Origin of the sequence: Microbulbifer sp. MLAF003 (genome assembly GCF_030012965.1) — a bacterium.
In the GTDB taxonomy this organism is placed as follows: Bacteria; Pseudomonadota; Gammaproteobacteria; order Pseudomonadales; family Cellvibrionaceae; genus Microbulbifer; species Microbulbifer variabilis.
The window spans coordinates 4,727,616-4,748,738 of record NZ_CP120232.1 but is presented as its reverse complement, the minus strand read 5'-3'; the positions used below and the strand labels follow the sequence as shown (position 1 = coordinate 4,748,738).

Below are 21,123 nucleotides of genomic sequence, written 5' to 3'. Positions count from 1 at the left end.
TGTTGGTTCGGTGAAATGAGGTTTGCTAGGGGCAAATGGTTACGGAAAGAGGAGGCGGATGAATCAAGTTGCTAGATGGCTGCGCGTTGGCGTACCTCAGAAAAAGTCGTTTCTGTAAGCAGTTTACCATTACGAAACACTGGTCTCAGTAAATTCTTGTAATGATTTACATCCTCCAGACGAATGGTTCTGAAGTCGCCATTTTCGCATTGAATCAGGGCCAGGCGTCCGCGCTTGGATTTTTTCTCTGGCCCTGTGCGCGGGTCCTTGTAGATGTCCCGCCAGATACCATTGATGCGAATAGCACTGGCTTTCATGGCAAAGCTCATTAAATCCCTATCGACTTTTTGCAGCAGCCCGCCTCCCATACCGAAAGCTACATTCTCAGCACTTTGCTTATGCTTCTGCATTGCCTGCAGTATTTTGGGAATAGTGAAGCGAGAGATGCTATCTCCCTGGATAACACGAATATACTCAGGCAAAACACGGTAACCTTTGCTGTTGATGTGAGCTCCAAATATATGCATCAATCGCTCTATACAATCGACAACGATCTGCACAGGGTTGCCGGAGTCTGGGCGGATAACCAAGGTCCCACCACTGTTTTGAATCGTGTTTTTTAATTGGCCACCCCAGATATTTTCCACTGCGTGCCATAAATCATAGCTATCACTGACCACAGCAACGGTTTTATTTTTACCGGAAAAATGCTGCAGAATGTTTTGATAGGCCAATGCTTCCCCATCTCGGCCCCACGCGGTGATGGTGCTATGCTCCGCCGCCGGAATAGAAAATCCGGGCATATCGGCATGGTAAAAATTTCTCGCACCTATTATTCCCGAGAGAGTATCTGTTCCGTGAAAATTCACCAGATGAGCCATACCGCCCAACATGGCACTTTCCAAGCTACTGGCCCCACGCGCACCGAAATCGTGTAATTGGAAGGGGAGACTCTTTTGGCTGTCGGCCGTTTGCTGTAAATAATGCGCAATGAGTTTTTTAATTTCCCGGCTCTGTGTGGCGACAGTACAGGGATACCAGAGAGCACGCACTAGTGCGGTCTCAAGATAACTGGTCAACCAGAAACAGGATGGGCAGGTATTAACAATTTGTGCCATGACATTGTGTAAAGGAATGATGCCTCCCTCCTCTACAGCACAAATCTCTAAAGGCAGCAGTCCTCGATGTTTACTGACGATATGTTCCCAGCCTGCGCGATTAAAGGGCAAACCGTGGGTTTCGAGTAGCTTTTTTGCCTCTACGATATTGGCAATTGTGATAGGTCTTTGTAGGTACTGCTTAATAAAAGCTTGTAAACCAAAAAATACCGTTTCAGAAAATTCCCCGCCGCGGCACTCGATATAGCTGCTAATAAATTCCGTACCTGGTGGATATTGCAGGTAGTGGCTGGCTTTATAGCTATCGACATTGAGAATCAGGTTTTCTATCGACATTACATCCGTCAGTTGGCGATGGAACTACTGGATGTGTCGCCAAAAGCCCGTTTCTGGGTGTGGGAAACAAAAATATTTTTGCGGAAATTCATCTCTGTTAGGATGTGTAAATTAAAACAACTGGCGGTAATAAGAACAATTCCTTACAAAAGTCTCCTGAATTATAGATAGCACAGTTACTAGCATAATATTTTCCTGCGTCGGTTGGTTCTGCCGTACTAATAAGCCATATGAGTTTTAATTGACCCTGTGCATAGTGGTGTGTACTTTTGTATACATGGCAGGTAAGGGATCATTATGCTCAATAAAACACAATCTATATCGGCACGCCTATCGGCGGAAGATTATGCATATTTGATGTCGATTGATCGCAATGGGGCGGTCACCCAAAGTGAAAAAGTACGCGAAATTATTGCAATGGCGAGGGAGTCTATTGGCGGGGATTGTCTTTCCCGCAGCTATCTCTCCTCTGCAGAGGCCATGCTGCCATTAAAGGCTCGTTATCTGGAGGAAAACCAGCGGAGTCTGTTGATTGAGGCGGTAATGGAGTTGCTCACAGAAGGTGCCGCCATTATCAAAGTTTGTGCGGGTAAAGAGCCAATGGCACCGGAATTGGAGAAAGACTTGTTGCCGAGTGTCGAGGCTTTCCTGGAAAAAATGTTGCTGATGTCACAACAGAGTAATCCACGGAGCATTCACCGTGATTCCGCCGTGAGAATTCGTGAATGCCTAGAAGGTGAAACTGCGGAATAAGTATCCGCACAAATGAGTTTTATGCTTAAACAAGCAGCAGTATTCATCTTGAAATAAAAGCGGTAATTCAGCAGCCCGTTTTGGGAAGTAATTAATAAAGTTTGTCAGAATTTGAGGGACTTGGTCTGGCTTTATTGGAAATTGAAATAGTAAAAGGAAAGATGATCTTGAGAGAAGGATTAATTAAGCGCATTTCACGCTTAATCTCTGTGTCTGCGAATTCAGTCGTGGGCTCAGTTGAAGCCGCTGCGCCAGAGTCAGTAATGGAACAGGCAATTCGGGAAGTGGATGATGCGATTAAGGATGTGCGAGGCCAGCTAGGGAAAGCAGAGGCATCTAAGTATCTAAATAGTAGAACGTTAAACGACGAAAATACACGTCATAAAAATTTAGCTGAACAAATTACCATCGCTATAAATGAAGGTCGTGATGATTTGGCTGAAGCCGCCATTGCCAAGCAAATGGATATTGAGGTGCAGCTTCCAATTTTAGAGAAAGCGATCAGTGAAAATGAGATAGAAATAAAGGAGCTAGGCTCCTATATTCTTGCTCTGCAAGGTAAGAAGCGGGAAATGCGTGAGAAATTGCAAGAATTTATCGCGGTCAATAAAAATGTAAGAGGTAGCGTTGTTGCTGATGAATATGGTAGGGATAGAAATTCGAAAGCCCAGGTAGAACAAGCTACAGATGCATTTAATCGAGCAATAGATAGTACAGCTATATCGACATTTGATTCCGAAATAGATGCCAGCAAGTTAGCAGAGCTTGAGGAGTTTGCACGAAAGAATCGTGTGAAAGAACGTTTAGCCAAAATTAAGTCGGGGGGCTGATGATATTCTTGTTGGAAGATCAAAACCTGATCTTCACTGGTGCGCTAATTTTAATGTTTATGATAGCGCTTCTTGAAGGTGTGATGACATTGATTGGTGTTGGTATTTCAGATCTACTCGATAACATGCTGCCGGATATTGATATCGATGGGCCGGATGGTGGTGCAACAGATGGATTGACTAAAGTTTTGGGCTGGTTGCGCTTTGGCGAAGTACCAGCACTGATTCTTTTAGTGGCATTCTTGGTTGGCTTTGGTGTTACCGGTTTACTGATCCAGGTGTTTGTTGAGTCTACTTTGGGTCTGTTATTACCGGGCGGCCTGTTGGCCCTGGTAGTTTTTTTCCTGGCGCTGCCACAGGTGCGCTTTGTTGGTAATTTACTGCGGCGTTTCGCTGTCGGTGATGAGTCTGAAGCGGTGAGAAGAAACTCCTTTATTGGCAGAGTCGCGGTAATTACTGTCGGTAAAGCCGAGGCAGGATCACCCGCAGAAGCACGCTTTAACGATGAATATGGCACCACGCACTATGTGATGGTGGAGCCTGATGAGAGTGAAACTTTTAACCAGGGGGAAAAGGTGTTACTGGTAGAGGAGTTAGGTGTGCATTTCCGTGTGACTCGTCCAACCAGCGAGCACCTGATGGAAAGTAATTAACTGGAGAATCTAGAAGTGATAGGAAACCTACCCATTGTAGTATTTATTGCCGGTGCAATACTGGTTGGCCTGATTGTAATCGGTACCATTTTCGCGCGGCTTTATACCCGTGCCTCTAAAGAACGTTCGTTTGTACGTACCGGCATGGGCGGGCAAAAAGTCATCATGAATGGCGGTGCATTGGTATTACCGGTTTTACATGAAATTATTCCGGTAAATATGAATACCTTACGTCTTGCGGTATCCCGCAAAGAGCATCAGGCGCTAATTACCAAGGACCGTATGCGCGTCGATGTGCTCGCTGAGTTCTATTTGCGTGTAAAGCCCGATGTCGAGGCGATAGCCAACGCGGCACAAACTTTAGGCCTGCGTACTTTGGACCCCGAAGCCTTGAAGGAAATGATTGAGGGCAAGTTTGTCGATGCGTTGCGCTCTGTGGCCGCTGAAATGGAAATGGCGGAGTTGCATGAACAACGCAGCCAGTTTGTACAAAAAGTACAACAGGTGGTTTCTGAGGATCTGTTGAAAAACGGACTGGAACTGGAGTCTGTTTCTTTGACCGGCCTGGACCAGACTCACAAAGAGTTTTTTAACCAGGATAATGTCTTCGATGCTGAAGGCCTTGCCAGCATGACCCGTTCTATTGAAGCGCGTCGTAAAGAAGTTAACGACGTTGAGCAAGAGACTATGGTACAGATCGAGAAGAAAAATCTCGAGGCAGAGCGTCAGAAACTGGAGATCGATAAAGAAAAACGCTACGCACACTTGGAGCAGCAGCGCGAGTTGGAAAATCGTGAAGCAGCACAAAAAGCAGATATCGCCCGTGAATTGGCTGCACAAGAGAGAGGCGCACGTCAGGCGGAGATCGAAGCTCAGCGTGAGGTTAGCCAGTCCCAGATTGCTGCAGAGCAGGCTACAAAATTGTTGGAGATTGAAAAGGAACGTCGCCTAAAGGAACAGGAAATTGAACGTGAACGTATCCTTGATGAGCAGCGTATCTCCAAAGAGAAATCTGTAGAAATTGCGGAGCAAGAGCGGGCAATTGCTGTTGCGGAAAAATCCAAAGAGCAGTCCCAGGCAGACCAGCAGGCCAACGTTGCACTGGCTGAAGCGGTAAAAGCAGAAGAGCAGGTGCGCACCGCCAAGGACGTGGAAGTGGCAGAGCGTGATAAACGTATCGAGATTATCGAAGCCCAGAAAGTGGCTGAGCGTCAGGCTACCGGTATTAAAGTAATGGCCGAAGCGGAGAAGTCAGCTGCAGAAGATAAAGCCGAAGCACTTCGCCTGCAGGCTTCTGCAGAGGCAGAGGCAATTCGTATTAAGGTTGAAGCAGATCGTGAGAAATATGCGGTGGATGCTGAAGGTCAGCGTCTGATGAACGAGGCATACAACAGTCTCAATGAAGCTCAGATTGCACTCAAGAAGGTGCTGAGCCTGCATGAGAATCTGCCCAATATTATCCGTGAGAGTGTTAAACCGATGGAAAGTATTGAGGGAATGAAAATTATTTCTGTTGAAGGTTTAAATGGTGTGGAAGGTCGTGCGTCCAGTGGAATTCTGGATGGAGAATCGGAAGCTAAAGGCCAAAGCCTGCCGGAAGCTTTAGTCGGTAGCGCTCTGAAGCACCGAGCGATGGCCCCTTTAGTGGATTCTCTCTTGAAAGAAGCGGGTGTAGGTAACTTAAGCAACCCCGTTGAGACTGAGGTTTAATATTTTTCAGATTTTGTAGATAAATGTTATTCAGGCTTTATTTACAAGTTATTCAACTGATAAAAACTCTAATTTATCAACCCAGGTCTTTAAAAAAACCTGGGTTATTTTCTTAGGGAAAGGAAATTATGAAACGCTGTACCAGTTGTAAAAAAGGTGTGCTCAAACCAGTTGTTATTGAGGAGTTGTTTCGTGCACATACCTGCTCTAGCTGCGGGGGAAACTGGATTCTGGTTGAAGACTATCTGACTTGGAAAAGAAAAACCCCCGAAAATCATTTTTCAGATAACTTAGATGTGCTGAATGAAGTGGTGGCAGAAGATACCAAGAAAGCTATTTTATGTCCGGTAACAGGCATGATCATGCAGAAATTAAAAATTACTGCAGGCAGTGAACACCGTTTAGATTATAGCCCGGCAATTGGTGGTATTTGGCTGGATAAGGGAGAGTGGGAGCTTCTGAAGGCTGAGGGGCTTGCTGCTTCTCTGAACTCTCTAGTCACTCATGAGTGGCAGAAAAAGGTTAGGGATACTAAAGCACAAGAGACTTTTTCTGAAGTTTATCGGAGCAGATTTGGCGAAGAGCTATATGAGAAAGTAAAAGAGGTCCGTGAGTGGTTGCACTCCCAAGAACAGAAAGCGGATATGCTTGCCTATTTGATAGCGGAAGACCCTTATTCTGCCGAGCGCTAGTTGCTAGTTTTTATAGTGTTATTGATCTGGGGGCAAGATTCACTCCTGTCCCCTTTAGCTAAATAATTGCTACCCAATTGTTATTCAAGTTGACTGTTGTTGGCTCGCTTCTTGATGGCATTAAGAATCACTAAAATCGATTATAAGATCGCTTTAATTATGATATAGAAGCTGCCTACATTTTTGTGATTGAATTTCTTCGTTTCTAAACGAGACGATAGGCTATCTAAGAATGGGAATTGTTTTCCTTATTTAATCGAGGAAAACATCATTGTCACCTAAATCATCCGTCTCTGGATTTTCTAAATCAATGTTTTAATAGTAAAAAATATTTGTATGAAATTGATAATTTGTTCTCATTTTTTTTCGAGAGGATTTTGTAGGCGTCTTTGAAAATTAAAATCTTGATGTTAATCTAATTTAGGTCGCTAATTTGTTTAACTGTGACAATTAACATATAAAAAAATAATTGAGTTAGGAAGATGACTATTAAAAAATTATTCTTAGCGGTTTCTTTAATTGTTTGTTCTTTTACTGCATTCCCTGCATTTTCTGCAGATCTGGTGTGCAACCTTAATGTGAAAGCTGGAGGAAGTGTATTTGGTAATGGCACGAACCGCTGTGGTGGTCTCGATTTCAGTTTTGGGAATTCAACTTCGGGAAGCTGGGAAATTACTAATATCACCAAGTCTATCGATCGTATTAATTGGGTGAAAGGTTGCAGCTCGGGCTTATACTGTTCCGTGACAGTAAGGGCTTATTCGCCTAACCAAGCTGAAGTCTATATACATTATGTTGATGGAAGTATTGAATACTTGGAAGGCTCAATGTTTTACGAAACTGGACATTAAGTTAGTAATTTAAGTTAGTAATTTGGCGCCGATTGTTCTATCGGCGCTTCTATCTATCAGTGGACATCTGCTTAATCAGATAATACTCACGCCAATTTTCTCGCTTCAATTACATGGCGAACCCTCTCATCATCGGCTTTTATTAAAGCCATGGAATACAAGGACTATTACAAAATTCTCGGTCTGGAGCGAAACGCTGATCAGGCGGAGATTAAACGTGCCTATCGAAAGCTGGCACGTAAATATCACCCGGATGTCAGTAACGAGGAGGGTGCAGAAGAGCATTTCAAGGAGGTAAATGAGGCCTATGAGGTGCTTAAAGACCCCGAAAAGCGTGCAGCCTATGATCAGCTAGGCGCCGGTTATCAGTCTGGACAGGACTTTCGGCCGCCTCCAAATTGGGATCAGGGATTTGAGTTTCATGGTGGTGGTTATACCAATGCTGACCCAGAGGCTTTTAGTGACTTCTTCGAAAGTCTTTTTGGCCGGGGTGGATTCAGCCAGGGTTACGGTGGCAGGCAGAGGCGCCAATTTAGTGCCCAGGGAGAAAATACCTATGCGCGAATTGCCATAGACCTGGAGGATAGCTACCGCGGTGCCACCCGCCAGATCACTCTGAAGCACTCGGTATTGGGTGCGGATGGGCGCCCGCATATGCAGGAGCGTACCCTCAACGTAAAAATTCCTAAGGGTATTACTGAGGGGCAGCAAATAAGACTGGCAGGACAAGGTGAACCGGGTATTGGTGAGGGGAAGCCGGGCGATCTGTATCTGGAGATCAACTTTAATCCCCACCCTCTTTATCGTATTGAGGCTAAGACCGTCTACTTGGAACTGCCTCTTGCACCTTGGGAAATCGCATTGGGCGCTAAGGTACAGGTGCCAACACCAGAGGGGGCGATCAAGCTGACAATTCCAGCTAACAGTGAAAATGGCAAAAAGCTTCGCCTTAAAGGCCGCGGCATTCCCGCCAAACAGCCGGGGGACATGTATGTTGTGTTGCAGACGGTAACACCGTCGGCGTCTACAGATGCACAGCGCGATGCTTACCATAAATTCAGCGAAGCGTTTGAATATAACCCGCGTAAGTCTATGGGGGTTGGGAGTGAGGATCAAAAAACTTGAGCGGGTGACCGGCATCCTCTTGGATGAAGATAGTGAGCTAAGCCTGAGCGAATTGTGCCGGGCTTGTGGAGTCCCTGCAGAGCGAATAATTGCCCTGGTGGAGGAGGGTGTAATCGAACCCCGCCACCGGGAACCACAGTGGCGCTTCAGTGGTATCTGCGTGCGCCGAGTTCGGCGGGCATATACCCTGGAGCGTGATTTAGGTGTCAATTTGGCCGGTGCGGCTCTGGCTATCGAATTACTAGAGGAAATTGAGAGGTTACAGGCACACTTGGCGCGGCTAGAGGCGCGCCACAGGCGTAAATAATATCTAGCGCACTGATCGCATGTGTGGACCTATAACCTCAATTTTTTCAATCCAAATGGCCCCACTGTAATCTTGTGGCAAGTAGTCTAACTCCTCCGGTTCATAGATACCGGCAAGGCCCCGCTTGCCACCTTGGTGATTTACCGCCATAACCAAGCTTCCCACCTGAGCTACCCGCGCAGAATAGCGATTGGGCCAGCCCCAAAGGGCCCATTTCCAAGTGTTGGGGGCAACCACTATGCTGTTGCGGCAGGCATCAGGCATGTAGCCACTCCAACCAATAAGCACATATTGCAGTGCACATTTCTTTGCACTGGTCTTGCTGAAGGCTAGTGCGTTTGGTCGTAATTCCCGGATCCTTTCTATTGGGCGGGTACCCCCATAAACCATCAGGCGGGAGTCAGTGAGTAATTGGTACTGGCGTAGATAGGCATCCAGTCGGTCTGCTTCCGTTGGGTCATTGCTTTTTATATTGATAAGAAATTGTCGATTCGGGAAGTGTTGCAGAACCTCCTTTAAAGTAGGTAGCTGTCCAATACCTTGGCCGCGAAAGGGAAAAGTTTCACCACCATCGAAGGTATAGCCGTAGCCAATATCGAGCTTCTTTAAGTCTGCGAGGGAATGTTCCCGAGTAACGCCTTTTCCATCTGTACGGCAATCCAGGGTCCAGTCATGAAAAACGGCAAACTCACCATCAGTGGTGGGGTGAATGTCTAGTTCAACAATATTTGCACCGTGAGCAAAGGCAGCCTCCATGGAGGGTATAGTGTTTTCCAGGTAGCTGTGTTCAGGTCGGAATATACGAATAGCTGTGCAATCGTCACGTCCCAGGTTATCGCGATTGTAGGTTTGGTAGACTCCACGATGGGAAATCAGGATGGGGTCCCCCTGGGGAGCCGGTGCCAGCCAGGAAGCATTGAGTAGATAAATCACCCCAAATCCGAGAAGAGAAGTCAGTACTCCAATTTTGATGATAGGACCCCGCCCCATAAAATTGTCTCCGTATTTCCTGTTGAAGGTGCGCCAATACTAGCTGGCTTTGGCTCAAAAAAATGGGCGCTGGGAGGGCAAATTATGGCGAATTGAGGCGGGGAACAGGGCGGCTGGAACCGCCCCGGATCTGACTAGAGTGCGGCCTTCGTGATAGTAACAGTCAGGTAACCAGTGTAGACAAGGTAGGCCGTCAATAGTGCGGCGCCTTCCCACCGATTGATACGTCCCTGGCCGCGGAAGCCGTAGGCGAATATAAATAAAGCAATGGTGAGGCCAATCACCATGGGCCAGTCCCTGGACAAGACTTCAGGGGGTACGCTCGACATAGGTGCAATGGTTCCGGCGATACCCACGACTGCGAGCAGGTTAAACATATTGGAGCCGACCACATTGCCGATAGCGATATCGTGCTCGCCTTTGCGTGCCGCAACTATAGTAGCGGCCAGCTCTGGCAGGGAAGTGCCGAGAGCAACGATAGTAAGACCGATAACCAGGTCGCTGACTCCGAGGGATTCAGCAATCGTAACCGCGCCCCATACCAGCATGCGGGAACTGATAATCAATAAGGCTAGGCCGGCCACCACCCAGAAAATAGCCCGGCCGAGGGGCATGGAGTGCTCCTCCAGTTCGCCAGCTACTTCGCCTTCTAATTGATCGCCCTTGTTACGCAAGGCCGAGAAAACACTCCAGCCGATGAGGGCGAAGAAGCCCATAAGCAGAATAACGGCTTCCCAGCGCTCCAGTTTGCCATTCCACAGGAATGCGCCACCTAATAAGGTAATTGCCAGCAATAGCGGCAGTTCCTTGCGTACGATTTTTGAGTGCACCGTAAGGGGAATAATGAGTGCACTCAGGCCGAGGATCAGGCCGGTATTGGCAATATTGGAACCGTAGGCATTACCCAAGGCGAGACCGGGGCTGCCGTCCAAGGCGGCAATAGCGGAAACCACCATCTCTGGTGCGGAGGTACCGAAGCCAACGATCACCATGCCGATCAATAGTGTGGGCATTCCGGCATGTTTGGCAGTGGCTGCAGCGCCTTCTACAAAGCGGTCAGCACTCCAAACCAGCACAACAAAACCGGCGATAATGGCGAGAGCGGCAAGAAGCATAGGCGATCCTCAATAGTGAGCATTCAGATTGGGGCATTGCCCGACAAACGGGTGGCGATTGTACCGGCTCTCTGCGCTACAAACAGGGTGTTACCCCGATCAACGGCGCGATAAGTGAAAATAAACGTAAATGTCCCGCCAGTCAGACGGTTCTGCTGCCAGTGTGAACTACAGTCAATGCATGGCCCGGTAAATCTGCGGGGTGACCTATGGGCAGCGCACTTTGGCGCGGCGCCTCGTTCAGCTGGTGGAGATGTCGGGTAAATCTACGCGGGTCGCACAAAGCAATGCGCGGCAGATTCCGCGATATCCATGTCACCGGCCACTCGCCGGGTATCTAGGAGGCCTATATGCAACTCAAAGCTTCAATTGGAATACTGGCCGCGGCGCTGGTGCTGACCCTGTCCGCTTGCGAACATCGCAAAAAGGAAGAGGAGATGGACAAGAAAGGGATGGCGACCATGGAGACTGGATGTTGCCAGCACGCAGAGAGCGCCTGCGCGGGTGATGTCACCAAGTCTCAATGTGACCAGATGAGCGGCAAGTTTCACAAAGACCATATGTGCCGCACTGATAATGGTAAGTGTGCCCGTAAGGAGCGCTAGTGATATCGGGTGTGGTTAGAGGCTCATAGGCTAAGGCCACACCCGAATTCCATCCGCTCAATACATTTCCCCATTATCTTTCCCTGATGGGTCATTTCCTGTCTTTTATTTAACTCTCCATCTGAACAAATCTCTGTGACTGAAATTAACCTCTTGGTAACCGCTGTAGGGTCCAATAACAGGGGCCCTTGACATTAGTTACATCTGCAACTAACTTCGTTTGCGCTTTAAATCCACAATCCGCAGCCCCCATCAAAGGCGCTGCGATGATAAGAAATGGAGGACCGCATGGCGGACTTATTTGAAAACCCGATGGGTCTTAACGGCTTCGAATTCGTAGAGTTTACTGCGCCAGAAAAAGGTATCCTTGAAACCGTATTTACTGCCATGGGCTTTGAGAAAGTCGCCCGCCACCGCTCCAAGGATGTTGAGCTATGGCGCCAGGGTGATATTAACTTTATCACTAACTACGAGCCCAACAGCCACGCCTATTACTATGCCCAGGAGCACGGCCCCTCCGCTTGTGGCCTGGCTTTCCGTGTGAAAGACGCAAAGTTCGCCTATGAAGAGGCCCTGCGTAAAGGCGCACAACCTGTACAGGTGAATACCGGCCCGATGGAGTTGCACTTACCCGCGATTAAGGGAATTGGCGGCGCTACCCTGTATTTGATCGACCGCTACGAAGATGGCGAATCCATTTACGATATCGACTTTAATTGGGAAGAGGGCGTCGATCGCCGCCCTGAAGGCTGTGGTTTCCATACCCTGGATCACCTGACCCACAACGTATATCGCGGTCGTATGGACTATTGGGCCAAGTACTACGAAGACCTGTTTAATTTCCGCGAGATCCGCTACTTCGATATCAAAGGCGAGTACACCGGCCTGCTGTCCAAGGCTATGACCGCGCCCGATGGCAAGATCCGTATCCCGCTGAACGAAGAAGCGGCCGGTGGCGGTGGCCAGATCGAAGAATTCCTGATGAAGTACAACGGTGAGGGTATCCAGCATATCGCCTTCGCCTGTGACGACTTGATTGCCTGTTGGGATCGCCTGAAAGAGCGCGGTATGGAGTTTATGACTCCGCCGCCGGACACTTACTACGAAATGCTGGAAGAGCGCCTGCCCGGCCACGGTGAGCCCACCGAAGAATTCCAAAGCCGCGGCATCCTGCTCGATGGCACTACCGAAGGCGGACAGCCGCGCCTGCTGCTGCAGATCTTCTCCGCCAATATGCTAGGCCCGGTATTTTTCGAGTTTATCCAGCGCAAGGAAGACGAAGGATTTGGAGAGGGTAACTTTAAGGCCCTGTTCGAATCTATTGAGCGCGACCAGCTCAAGCGCGGCGTCATTAAAGAAAAGGAATAAAAAACGGAGGCTTCAATGGGTATTAAGCGCATTCACCACGTGGCGTATCGCTGCAGGGACGCCAAGGAGACCGTGGAATTCTACCGCGACCTTCTCGGTATGGACTTCCAGCTGGCCATTGCCGAAAACGAGGTACCCTCAACCGGTGAGCCGGACCCTTACATGCATGTCTTTATGGATGCGGGTATGGGGAATGTGCTTGCCTTCTTCGAAATCCCCAACTCTCCAGAGATGGGGCGCGATGAAAATACCCCCAAGTGGGTGCAGCATATCGCTTTCGAAGTGGAATCCATGGAAGAGATGCTAGCGACCAAAGAAAAGCTGGAAGCGGCCGGGGTCGACGTGCTTGGCCCTACCGATCACACTATTTTCCAGTCGATCTATTTCTTTGATCCCAACGGCCACCGTATCGAGCTGGCCGCCAATACCGCCAAGCCTGGTATGCACAAGGAACTGAAGCGGGTTGCTGAGGATATGTTGGAAGAGTGGTCTCGTACGAAAAAAGCCCCAAGGCATGCCGCCTGGATGCATGGGGAAGAAGAATTTGTGGAAAAAACTGAAGGGGAGGCACAGTGAAGTTAGCCAGCCTTAAATCCGGCCGCGATGGTCAACTGGTTGTTGTCAGCGACGATCTTACCCGCATGGTGCCGGCCGGCGATATTGCCCCAACCATGCAGAGTGCGTTGGACAACTGGGCATCAGTCAGTGGTGAGCTGGAGAAACTGCACGAGCGCCTGCAAAACGGTGAGATCCAGGGGGAGACATTTGATCAAGCCCTGTGCGCTTCACCTCTACCACGCGCTTATCATTGGGCCGATGGCAGCGCTTACGTGAATCATGTTGAGCTGGTGCGTAAAGCCCGCGGTGCAGAGGTACCGGAGAGCTTTTACAGTGATCCGCTCATGTATCAGGGCGGTTCCGATACCTTCCTGGCTCCGCGCGAGCCGGTGAAGATGCCGCAAAGCAATGGCTTTGGCATCGACTTCGAAGCAGAAATAGCCGTGATTACCGACGATGTGCCTATGGGGGTGTCCGCCGAGGATGCGCTGTCCCACATCAAACTGATAATGCTGGTGAACGATGTTTCCCTGCGTGGTTTGATTCCTGCGGAATTGGCTAAGGGGTTTGGCTTCTACCAATCCAAACCCTCCAGTGCTTTCTCACCGGTATGCGTGACTCCAGAGCAGCTGGGTGAAAACTGGCGTGAAGGCAAACTGCACTTGCCACTGGTTTCCCACCTGAATGGCGAGAAGTTTGGTGAGCCCAATGCCGGAGTGGATATGACGTTCCACTTTGGCCAGCTGGTTGCCCATGCAGCCAGAACCCGCCCACTTTGTGCGGGCACCATTATTGGTTCCGGTACTGTATCCAATAAGTTGGATGGTGGCCCTGGTAAGCCTGTCGCAGAGGGTGGAGTCGGCTACAGCTGCATTGCAGAGATCCGTATGATTGAGACCATCCAGAATGGCTCAGCGAGCACGCCGTTTATGGACTTTGGCAATAGCATTGCTATCGAAATGCTCGATGATAAAGGCCAGTCAATTTTTGGTCGTATTGAGCAGACAGTGGAGAAGGTTTAATACCATTTTTTTGCGACGGCTTATACCATAGAAAGGGGTACCCGATGGGGCCCCTTTTTTATTATTTATATTCCAAGTTGGCGCATGGAAAGTAATGGCATTTGCCGCCGTATATTGGTCAGCTTTTCAGCTTCCAACGTGGCAGTGATGACTGCTTCACCCTCGCCGGCTCCGGCCAGGATTTCACCCCAGGGATCGATAATCGCTGAATGTCCCCAGGTACGTCTTTTCTCCGAGTGGATCCCCCCTGATTGGCTGCAATTACAAAGCAGCCGTTCTCGATCGCACGGGCTTGCAGCAGGGTCATCCAGTGTGCCCGCCCTGTGGTGTGGGTAAATGCTGCTGGCACCAAAAAATCTCAGCACCGGCTATGGCCAGCTGGCGGTAGAGTTCGGGAAAGCGCAAATCAAAACAGATACTGAGCCCCAGGGCACCCCAGGGCGATGTCGCCACACAGGGCTCGTTGCCGGGTTCAATACTGGCGGATTCACGATAGCTGCCGGTAGCGTCCTCAACTTCCACATCAAATAAATGTATTTTGTCATAGCGAGCCATTAAAGTGCCTCGATCGCCGAATAGCAGGCACGCTGAGCGGCTGCGCTTTCCCTCGGTAGGGCTACCGTCGGCTCGCTCCAGTAAGGGTATCGAACCAGCGACCAGCCAGATACCCAGCTCCTCTGCCCAACTCGCAAGCACGTGTTGAATGGGTTGTCTATCTGTATTGGTTTTACCAGAAATGCAAAATGGTTCGGCCACGGAAAAACTACCTTTATCCGAAAAATGTGCAAAGTTTTCCGGTAGCAGTATTAGTTTCGCGCCTCGTCCGGCGGCTTCCTTAAGCAGCTTGTAGGCCTGTGAAAGATTCTCTGTAACGCTTTCGCCGCTTACCATTTGCACCGCTGCGACACAAAGATTTTTCACTGGGGATCTCCTTTTTCTCCAATAGTTTTACGGAGTATGATAAAGCTGGAACCTTACGGGATAAATCTCAAGTACGCTTAAGTGTGCCAACTGTGGGCAGGTTGAGTATGCAATACTTGATAGTGATATTTTTCTCATTGTTAGCCCCGCTTGTCTAAATGTGTTTGTTGATGATTCCTTATTGGTTTAGCAATCTCTTGTTAGCGTAGACCCAAATTTTCAGAAAAATAATTTTCTGTAGATTTACAAAAAAATTCTATAGAGATTTGTGTTACATGTTATTCATAGTTTTATATCAAATAAAAGAACTATAGATTCTTAGAGGGCATGGTAATTCCGAAGGAATCTCTGATCAGTTAAATTTCTTTATTGAGTGGCTTTAGAGGTTAGCTACCTTTTTATATTGGGTAATAGAAAAACTCATCTTTAATCAACGAAATTTGGTCAGTGTCTCTCAATAATCCCCTTCAAATAACTGTTTATGCGGCGTGAAAAAATAGTGCCAGAGTCGATTTAAAAAGCTTTTTTATTCCCTGTTGAAGTTGAAAATTTTCTGCTTCAATATGATTTAACTTGTTGAATTGGTTGATTTTTTGTGGAGTTGTCAAAGCGGATGGCTCTGAATGCCTAATAGATTAGTCGAATTTAATCAGCTAAATATTGATAATTTTCACTATAAAATTGACCATAAGTTATGGAGAGAAAACATGCCAATGTTAACAGGCAGACGAGGCGAGCTGACTCGTTCAAAACAAGATGTTATTAATGCTGGAGGGTTGGTTCCTAAATTAGGTTTAAATGCCCATAAGGGCGGCTTCAAAGGATTTCTCGATTGTAAAAAAAGGTCAATGGCGTAATGGGCTGCCAATGTCCAAATATGGATGAAAAATGGCTTTATTACAGGGGCGTGGCTATGATGCGTGGCTTTGCCTTAGATCCGGGGTTACTTACCGTTCATGTAAAAGCTAATACTGCTGGTCTTCTTTCGTGGGCTGGACCTGGTAATGAGTGCTATGCCGGTCAGCAAACTCGATATACCTCACCTGACATGGCTGTATTTGGCTGGGAAGATGGCAAAGAAGCGTTGAAAGAGGTTTATAGAAGGCTCGAGATACCCAGTGCACCAACTAAGACTGCTTTCGATCTTTTTAGGCAACATCAAGTAAAGTTTGCCATGAGCCCTGACATGAAAGTTTTAGCAATGATCGTGAAGAATGGAGTCGAATATAGCTATTTTACACCAATCAAAACAAAAGACATTGAATTTGGTGGCATATATGATGGTGGCCTTCAGCCAAAAGAAGATCCGATACTTAAAATACTGAGAATTAGAAGAATACCGAAAGATTCGTCTCAATATCAAGAAGCTCTTAGGAAAATTGAGCGGGACAAAGCGATTGAATCTAAGCCATTTTTAGACATTGTGACAAAAGCACAACCAGTCAATTTAAAATGGTACCCAGTTAATTTTAGGCTTCCTCAGCCATATAGTGGCCTTGGTGTGGGGAGAAAGGAAAAAATAGGATTGTAATAATTCAAATATGCAACTAAGCCCATGTCAATTTGAATGTTGTGTTCAGGTAGGAGACTTCCGCAACTATCACTAAGTGCGTTGGTTATTGTGGAAATGCAGGGTTTACTCAGTCTTCTGGTATCAGCTCATGTACTTCATGTTCCTGAAGGGTAGCTCTGCTATTAGATCTTACAAGAGCGAGGGACTAGCTGCGTATATTGTGGGGCCGTAGGCATAACGGTTCCCACAATGATTTCACTTTGCACCTTTTCATGTAATCAACTTTCCATAAATCACAACCTTTCTTGGTTCATGGGTTATAGAAAGCAATCTCGCAGAGGGCAACCCATGTTAAGGTTGGTCGATCTAATTCTGATAACTAAAAACCGAGTGATTTAATGGAGAGCAGCGTGAAATCCGGCAAGGCCCTGGCAAAACACATTAAGCGGGTATCTGGTGTTATCTTGGCTACTTGTGTACTAACCCCCGTATCTTGGTCCCTAACAGCAACAGAACAGCTCCAGGGTGTGATTGAAGACCACTGGCAATACAGTCTGCGTGAGGACCCGATTACTGCGGGTCGTATGGGTGTGTCGGACTATAATCGCCAATTACCGGGGGTGGCTGCCGAGGACAGGGCACGTCGACTCAAAGCCGAAGAGGAATTGCTCCGGCGTCTGCAAGCGGTGGACACCAATGAATTGAACGATTCGGATAGGGTTAATCGCGAGTTACTCGCCTGGGTTTTGGAAAACTCTATTGAAGCCAATGAATTGTTCCTGGAGCGGGTGCCCCTCAATACTTTTTACAGTTTTTATAGCGCTGCCCTGGATGCCAATAGTGGTTTGGCGATGACCCGTGTTGGCGATTATGAGGACTATATCGCCCGCATCCGGGACTTTGGCCGGTATTTCGATGAGAATATTGCCAATATGCGTGAAGGAGTTCGCACAGGTTTTGTCTTGCCCAAAATAGTGGTGCAGGGCATAGCCCCCACCGTGCGAGCTCAAGTTTATAAGGATCCCACTAAGAGCAGCTTGTACAAACCTTTTGTTGAGATGCCTATATCAATTCCCCTGCAGAGCAGCAACGTCTGCGTGAAACTGGAAAAGCGGCAATTGAACAGGTAGCTATTCCAGCCTTTGCTCGGGTGGCAAACTTCCTTGAGGGAGATTATCTCAAAGCTGCCAGCGAAACTATCGGTGCCGAGAAAATGCGCGGAGGTAGTGACTATTATCGCCACAATATCCGTAACTATGTGACTCTGGATATGGACCCGTTAGAGATCCATCGAACCGGCCTTGCTGAAGTCAAGCGTATCCGTGCAGAGATGGAGGAGCTGATTAAGGAGTCCGGCTTTAAAGGGACTTTTGAAGAGTTTACCCATTTCCTGCGCACCGACCCGCAATTCTATGCTCAGACTCCGGAAGAATTACTTAAAGAGACTGCCTATATCTCCAAGCGCATTGATTACCTGCTGCCAGAGTTCTTTAACCTGCTGCCACGCACTCCTTACGGAGTGGTTCCGGTACCTAGCGAGATCGCGCCCAACTACACCACGGCTTCCTATAATCCTGCCGCTATTGGTGGTACCCGCGGTGGAGCTTACTGGTTGAATACTTACGGCTTGGATCAGCGCCCTCTGTACGAGTTACCCGCTTTGACCCTGCATGAGGCGGTGCCTGGCCACCATCTGCAGAATGCCCTGTCCCAGGAGCTTGAAAATGTGCCGGACTTTCGACGGAATCTTTATTTGAGTGCTTTTGGGGAGGGTTGGGCACTTTACTCCGAGCGTCTCGGCAAAGAAATGGGCCTGTACACTACGCCTTATGAGCATTTTGGGCGTCTCAGCTATGAAATGTGGCGTGCGGCACGCCTGGTAATTGATACCGGCATCCACTCCCAGGGCTGGACCCGTCAGCAAGCGCTCGATTTTCTATCCAGCAATACTTCACTTTCTCCCGCGAATGTGCGTGCAGAAGTGGATCGTTATATTTCCTGGCCGGGCCAAGCCCTCTCTTACAAAATGGGAGAAATTAAGATCCGCCAGCTGCGTGCGCAGGCGGAAAAAGAGCTTGGTGATCGGTTTGACTTACGTGTCTTCCACGATGCGCTGTTAAAAAATGGAGCCTTACCTCTCTCCATGTTGGAAGAGCAGATGCAAGGTTTTATAGAGGAGCAGAAATCTTCTTAAAATATCGTTTTGCAATCCCGCTCTCAATTGCTAAAGCGGGATTGCAAATGAGAAAACAGATGCGCTTCTGGCTAATTTCCTATTCACGCTAATAGTTCACATAAAGTCTATCCACCCCATGGAGTGGGCGTACTTTATTAGCATCCCGCTACACATAAGAACGACTACTCCTCTCAGGTAGGTAGGATTAATTTTAAATAGGCAGTGTGACCCTATCCACGCACCTATGATTTGTCCAATCATCATTAGGATGCCTACTATCCACGCAATATGTCCGGCAAGTAAAAATATAATTAAAGAGGCTAAATTGGTGGAGAAGTTTAGAGGTTTTGCCATCGCAGTAGATGTCAATATATCTTGTCCCCGGCAAGCTATACCTGACAGGGTAAAAAATGACCCTGTTCCAGGTCCGAACATGCCATCGTAGTACCCAATCAATGGAATTACCCCATATTTATATTTTCTGCTGGATAATTTTGGCTCCTCATTATTCTGAGTCAATGACGGGGAAATTAGGAAATAAACGGCAATAAATAAAAGCACTACAGGAATTATATATGACAAGATGTCAGTGTTAATAAATTGTACTGCTATTGTTCCAATAGCCGCACCAATAAAAGCCGGTAGCATTAAGCTCTTAATCCCACTCCAGCTTATTTTACTGCTCTTAATCATCATATAAGTTGCAGTTGCTGTACCGATACTGCCTTGCAATTTATTGGTGCCTAGGGCGGTTAAGGGCGGTACACCACTCAGAATTAAGGCCGGTACTGTTATCAGGCCGCCACCACCTGCCAATGTATCGAGTAGGCCGGCTATTACGGCAATAAAAAACAAAATAGACAATAATTCAATAGAGAAGCTTGCGAACTCCAAGAGAATACCTCCTATCGCATGTTGCTAAGACTTAACTTTCAATAACCTTCTTTATTTTTCTTCCACCATGTTAGGAAATTTTCCCCAATGGAATGCTGTGGTAGGGAGTGGGAATCTTTTTCTATCCCCTGTTCCTTTTCCATTTCAGTGACCTTTTTATTCGCTGTGCTAAACCAAACCTTGGGGTCTTTTATTCCCTGCTGTAGAGCATCGCCATAGAGTGCAGAACTGAACCAGGTGCGCTGGGAGTCGTCGCTGCAACCAAAAGAGGTTCTGTTATCGGCAGCGGAGGTAAATACGATACGATTTGGGGTGCTCAAAGGCTCAATCCACTGGCCGGAATAGCAGGCTGAAATTACTATCCACTGGTACCTTGCATTAAGGTTATCCAGCCATTTTTTTCCGTCTGCCACAGAGAAATCCTTTAGTGGCATTTTACCCTCGGCAATTGTTAAGTCGCCATTGCGTGCACCGTGGCTGACAAGGTGCACTAGCAGTAGGTCTTCCTGTGGGTCCAGTAACTGATCCAGGGCATTGAGACTTTCTTGGATACTGGTGCGGGTGGCGAGAGGAAAGCTGTAGCCGCCACCGTTACTGAGGCGCAGTACACGCTCATCAATACCAAAGGCCTTATCAAGGCGTTCTGACACCCAATCCAATTCTCTGGCAAATACCGGAGAGGTGCCATCACCGCCTACTAACAGCGTGTACACATCGCGTACACCAGGCCTCTGCGGTGCCAGTGCATCAATAGCGCTTTGTAAGCGATCACTCTCGCTGTAAAGGCGTGTTTCCGCCTCGGCTGCAGGAATTTCTTGTTGTGTACGCCAGGCCGCCTCACTGGGAAAATAGATGCCCTTAGCAAAATAGCCGGACTCTTCAATAGTATTTCCCTCGCCATCAATGCTCACACGCTGGCCTTCTCCATCCGCCTCTCCGTAGCGAAAGTTGGCGCGAATAGTGGTCCCATCAGGTTGGGTCAATTCACCAGCGCCAGAGTAAAAGCCGTATTCGAAGTCGCCTTTGTATCTGTAGCCTTTGTTATCTGAGTAGTCTCCGCGTAGAAACATTCCCTGCTCGAAAGTGCCTTTATATTGACTGCCATCTTCAGTGGTCAGCTCACCTTCACCGTGTGGACCGTAATCCAGAAACTCACCACTATAAGTTTCTCTGCCATCCCATTTTGCTGTGCCTCTTTGCAACTCCCCATCATTGAAATGACCCGACCATTCATTTTCACCACAGGTATAGCGGCCTTCGCCATGTGGTTCTCCATTGAGGAATTCACCCTCATAAGTACAGCCATCTGTTTTGGTAAGTAATCCCTGGCCGCTAATGCGGCCATTGTGAAATTCCCCGCGATAGTGATTACCATCGGGCCATTGCAACTGGCCCTGACCATGGAAAAGGCCATCTTGTAAGTCACCTTTGTATACAGAACCATCTGGCAGGGCGGTGCCGCCTGCAAACTGTGTTGGCTCGCAGGCACTGAGAAGAAGAAAAAGAGGGGTTAAGTAGGCGTATCTCATTCCATGGTCCATCATTGATGCTCTGGAGTGAGATTAACAAAATGGTGCCAACAGGGC

The 21,123-nt window shown here is 47.9% G+C and carries 22 protein-coding genes and 1 pseudogene; 16 read left to right on the top strand and 7 right to left on the bottom strand.

What is annotated here, in order from left to right; all coding sequences use genetic code 11:
• Positions 1-71: 71 nt before the first annotated feature.
• Entirely contained in the window at positions 72-1,454 is a 1,383-nt protein-coding gene (locus P3339_RS22625; RefSeq protein ID WP_282951986.1) for a nicotinate phosphoribosyltransferase, read from the bottom strand.
• 297 nt (positions 1,455-1,751) lie between these two features.
• Between P3339_RS22625 and P3339_RS22620 the strand changes: the two genes are divergently transcribed.
• The 8 genes from P3339_RS22620 to P3339_RS22585 all read left to right on the top strand — a co-directional run bounded on the left by P3339_RS22620 (position 1,752) and on the right by P3339_RS22585 (position 8,375).
• Positions 1,752-2,207, top strand: a complete 456-nt coding sequence (locus tag P3339_RS22620) for a hypothetical protein (protein WP_020413789.1) — start codon at positions 1,752-1,754, stop codon at positions 2,205-2,207.
• A gap of 101 nt (positions 2,208-2,308) precedes the next feature.
• Positions 2,309-3,037 carry a PspA/IM30 family protein gene (locus P3339_RS22615; protein ID WP_282951985.1) on the top strand — a complete coding sequence of 243 codons (729 nt, stop codon included), beginning with the start codon at positions 2,309-2,311 and terminating at the stop codon, positions 3,035-3,037.
• On the top strand, positions 3,037-3,690 hold the full coding sequence (locus P3339_RS22610; protein WP_282951984.1) for a YqiJ family protein: 654 nt from the start codon (positions 3,037-3,039) through the stop codon (positions 3,688-3,690). Before P3339_RS22615 ends, P3339_RS22610 begins: the two co-directional genes overlap by 1 nt.
• Positions 3,691-3,705: 15 nt before the next feature.
• Positions 3,706-5,400 (top strand): flotillin family protein, encoded by a 1,695-nt coding sequence (locus tag P3339_RS22605; RefSeq protein ID WP_020413786.1) that lies wholly within the window; start codon positions 3,706-3,708, stop codon positions 5,398-5,400.
• A gap of 128 nt (positions 5,401-5,528) precedes the next feature.
• Positions 5,529-6,092 carry a TFIIB-type zinc ribbon-containing protein gene (locus tag P3339_RS22600; protein ID WP_282951983.1) on the top strand — a complete coding sequence of 188 codons (564 nt, stop codon included), beginning with the start codon at positions 5,529-5,531 and terminating at the stop codon, positions 6,090-6,092.
• Between the two features lie 482 nt (positions 6,093-6,574).
• Positions 6,575-6,943, top strand: coding sequence for a hypothetical protein (locus P3339_RS22595; protein WP_020413784.1), 369 nt, complete (start codon positions 6,575-6,577; stop codon positions 6,941-6,943).
• Positions 6,944-7,093: 150 nt separating this feature from the next.
• Positions 7,094-8,068, top strand: coding sequence for a DnaJ C-terminal domain-containing protein (locus tag P3339_RS22590; RefSeq protein WP_282951982.1), 975 nt, complete (start codon positions 7,094-7,096; stop codon positions 8,066-8,068).
• Positions 8,049-8,375: a chaperone modulator CbpM gene (locus P3339_RS22585; protein ID WP_020413782.1), complete on the top strand. Its 327-nt coding sequence runs from the start codon at positions 8,049-8,051 to the stop codon at positions 8,373-8,375. Before P3339_RS22590 ends, P3339_RS22585 begins: the two co-directional genes overlap by 20 nt.
• A 3-nt stretch (positions 8,376-8,378) precedes the next feature.
• Here the strand turns inward: P3339_RS22585 and P3339_RS22580 are convergent, their stop codons facing one another.
• Together P3339_RS22580 and P3339_RS22575 are read right to left on the bottom strand one after the other, a co-directional pair.
• Positions 8,379-9,365 (bottom strand): glycerophosphodiester phosphodiesterase family protein, encoded by a 987-nt coding sequence (locus P3339_RS22580; protein WP_282951981.1) that lies wholly within the window; start codon positions 9,363-9,365, stop codon positions 8,379-8,381.
• A gap of 134 nt (positions 9,366-9,499) precedes the next feature.
• On the bottom strand, positions 9,500-10,480 hold the full coding sequence (locus P3339_RS22575) for a calcium/sodium antiporter (protein WP_020413780.1): 981 nt from the start codon (positions 10,478-10,480) through the stop codon (positions 9,500-9,502).
• Positions 10,481-10,830: 350 nt separating this feature from the next.
• Here P3339_RS22575 and P3339_RS22570 point away from each other — a divergent pair, with 350 nt between their 5' ends.
• The 4 genes from P3339_RS22570 (at position 10,831) to P3339_RS22555 (ending at position 14,033) form a co-directional block, all read left to right on the top strand.
• Positions 10,831-11,085 (top strand): hypothetical protein, encoded by a 255-nt coding sequence (locus P3339_RS22570; protein ID WP_282951980.1) that lies wholly within the window; start codon positions 10,831-10,833, stop codon positions 11,083-11,085.
• Between the two features lie 288 nt (positions 11,086-11,373).
• Positions 11,374-12,453 (top strand): 4-hydroxyphenylpyruvate dioxygenase, encoded by a 1,080-nt coding sequence (hppD, locus tag P3339_RS22565; protein WP_020413778.1) that lies wholly within the window; start codon positions 11,374-11,376, stop codon positions 12,451-12,453.
• A 15-nt stretch (positions 12,454-12,468) separates the two neighbouring features.
• Positions 12,469-13,029 (top strand): VOC family protein, encoded by a 561-nt coding sequence (locus tag P3339_RS22560; RefSeq protein WP_020413777.1) that lies wholly within the window; start codon positions 12,469-12,471, stop codon positions 13,027-13,029.
• On the top strand, positions 13,026-14,033 hold the full coding sequence (locus tag P3339_RS22555) for a fumarylacetoacetate hydrolase family protein (RefSeq protein ID WP_020413776.1): 1,008 nt from the start codon (positions 13,026-13,028) through the stop codon (positions 14,031-14,033). Before P3339_RS22560 ends, P3339_RS22555 begins: the two co-directional genes overlap by 4 nt.
• A 65-nt stretch (positions 14,034-14,098) precedes the next feature.
• Here the strand turns inward: P3339_RS22555 and P3339_RS22550 are convergent.
• Positions 14,099-14,340, bottom strand: a pseudogene (locus P3339_RS22550) (nitrilase-related carbon-nitrogen hydrolase).
• Positions 14,337-14,954, bottom strand: a complete 618-nt coding sequence (locus tag P3339_RS22545; protein ID WP_282951978.1) for a nitrilase-related carbon-nitrogen hydrolase — start codon at positions 14,952-14,954, stop codon at positions 14,337-14,339. The pseudogene P3339_RS22550 and the gene P3339_RS22545 overlap by 4 nt, the downstream one beginning before the upstream one ends.
• Before the next feature lie 623 nt (positions 14,955-15,577).
• Here P3339_RS22545 and P3339_RS22540 point away from each other — a divergent pair.
• The 4 genes from P3339_RS22540 (at position 15,578) to P3339_RS22525 (ending at position 18,661) form a co-directional block, all read left to right on the top strand.
• Positions 15,578-15,811: a hypothetical protein gene (locus P3339_RS22540; RefSeq protein ID WP_282951977.1), complete on the top strand. Its 234-nt coding sequence runs from the start codon at positions 15,578-15,580 to the stop codon at positions 15,809-15,811.
• A 20-nt stretch (positions 15,812-15,831) separates the two neighbouring features.
• Positions 15,832-16,485 (top strand): hypothetical protein, encoded by a 654-nt coding sequence (locus P3339_RS22535; protein WP_282951976.1) that lies wholly within the window; start codon positions 15,832-15,834, stop codon positions 16,483-16,485.
• A 392-nt stretch (positions 16,486-16,877) separates the two neighbouring features.
• Positions 16,878-17,597 carry a DUF885 family protein gene (locus P3339_RS22530; RefSeq protein WP_282951975.1) on the top strand — a complete coding sequence of 240 codons (720 nt, stop codon included), beginning with the start codon at positions 16,878-16,880 and terminating at the stop codon, positions 17,595-17,597.
• Positions 17,534-18,661 (top strand): DUF885 domain-containing protein, encoded by a 1,128-nt coding sequence (locus P3339_RS22525; protein WP_353056948.1) that lies wholly within the window; start codon positions 17,534-17,536, stop codon positions 18,659-18,661. Before P3339_RS22530 ends, P3339_RS22525 begins: the two co-directional genes overlap by 64 nt.
• A gap of 96 nt (positions 18,662-18,757) precedes the next feature.
• On the opposite strand, the gene P3339_RS22520 is transcribed toward P3339_RS22525, so the two are convergent.
• Together P3339_RS22520 and P3339_RS22515 are read right to left on the bottom strand one after the other, a co-directional pair.
• Complete coding sequence (locus tag P3339_RS22520; protein WP_282951974.1) at positions 18,758-19,537, bottom strand: TSUP family transporter; 780 nt, start codon at positions 19,535-19,537, stop codon at positions 18,758-18,760.
• Positions 19,538-19,575: 38 nt separating this feature from the next.
• Positions 19,576-21,066 carry a C13 family peptidase gene (locus P3339_RS22515; RefSeq protein WP_282951973.1) on the bottom strand — a complete coding sequence of 497 codons (1,491 nt, stop codon included), beginning with the start codon at positions 21,064-21,066 and terminating at the stop codon, positions 19,576-19,578.
• Positions 21,067-21,123: the final 57 nt, after the last annotated feature.

Bases quoted from the DNA above. Each gene is read 5' to 3' on its own strand.
- P3339_RS22625 (WP_282951986.1), bottom strand. From the start codon at position 1,454: ATGTCGATAGAAAACCTGATTCTCAATGTCGATAGCTATAAAGCCAGC.
- P3339_RS22620 (WP_020413789.1), top strand. From the start codon at position 1,752: ATGCTCAATAAAACACAATCTATATCGGCACGCCTATCGGCGGAAGAT.
- P3339_RS22610 (WP_282951984.1), top strand. From the start codon at position 3,037: ATGATATTCTTGTTGGAAGATCAAAACCTGATCTTCACTGGTGCGCTA.
- P3339_RS22600 (WP_282951983.1), top strand. From the start codon at position 5,529: ATGAAACGCTGTACCAGTTGTAAAAAAGGTGTGCTCAAACCAGTTGTT.
- P3339_RS22595 (WP_020413784.1), top strand. From the start codon at position 6,575: ATGACTATTAAAAAATTATTCTTAGCGGTTTCTTTAATTGTTTGTTCT.
- P3339_RS22590 (WP_282951982.1), top strand. From the start codon at position 7,094: ATGGAATACAAGGACTATTACAAAATTCTCGGTCTGGAGCGAAACGCT.
- P3339_RS22580 (WP_282951981.1), bottom strand. From the start codon at position 9,365: ATGGGGCGGGGTCCTATCATCAAAATTGGAGTACTGACTTCTCTTCTC.
- P3339_RS22575 (WP_020413780.1), bottom strand. From the start codon at position 10,480: ATGCTTCTTGCCGCTCTCGCCATTATCGCCGGTTTTGTTGTGCTGGTT.
- P3339_RS22570 (WP_282951980.1), top strand. From the start codon at position 10,831: ATGCAACTCAAAGCTTCAATTGGAATACTGGCCGCGGCGCTGGTGCTG.
- hppD (WP_020413778.1), top strand. From the start codon at position 11,374: ATGGCGGACTTATTTGAAAACCCGATGGGTCTTAACGGCTTCGAATTC.
- P3339_RS22560 (WP_020413777.1), top strand. From the start codon at position 12,469: ATGGGTATTAAGCGCATTCACCACGTGGCGTATCGCTGCAGGGACGCC.
- P3339_RS22540 (WP_282951977.1), top strand. From the start codon at position 15,578: ATGCCTAATAGATTAGTCGAATTTAATCAGCTAAATATTGATAATTTT.
- P3339_RS22535 (WP_282951976.1), top strand. From the start codon at position 15,832: ATGGATGAAAAATGGCTTTATTACAGGGGCGTGGCTATGATGCGTGGC.
- P3339_RS22515 (WP_282951973.1), bottom strand. From the start codon at position 21,066: ATGAGATACGCCTACTTAACCCCTCTTTTTCTTCTTCTCAGTGCCTGC.